1 protein-coding gene is annotated in these 286 nt (G+C 68.5%); it reads right to left on the bottom strand.

Annotated elements, in window-relative coordinates; all coding sequences use genetic code 11:
* On the bottom strand, positions 1 to 286 hold a 286-nt coding region (locus ABLN94_RS24645), incomplete at both ends, for a hypothetical protein (RefSeq protein WP_352997360.1).

Genomic DNA, 286 nt, shown 5'->3' with positions numbered 1-286 from the left:
CCTGAAGGGTGTAGGGGGGCTTCCAGAAATGTCGACGGTAAACCCGGTGAGGTTGGGGTCTGCAGCGACGGCATTGCCGCCGGTGTCGAAGACTTCATCGGTGAGCAGGGCAACGGTATAGGCGCCGCTGTCCGCCAGATCCCAGCTGCCGCCGGGCGCCGCGACGGTATAGGTTGCGGTGCGCGGGGTGCCGTCGCTGTTGCTGTCGAGGGACACGCCGGTGACCGCGAGCGGCCCGGCCGGACCGGTGACGGTGATGTCGCCGGTGTCGATGCTGGAGGCGTCC

This window comes from Ruegeria sp. SCP11, from assembly GCF_040329455.1.
In the GTDB taxonomy this organism is placed as follows: domain Bacteria; phylum Pseudomonadota; class Alphaproteobacteria; order Rhodobacterales; family Rhodobacteraceae; genus Ruegeria; species Ruegeria atlantica_E.
This window is presented reverse-complemented; position numbering and strand designations above follow the sequence as displayed.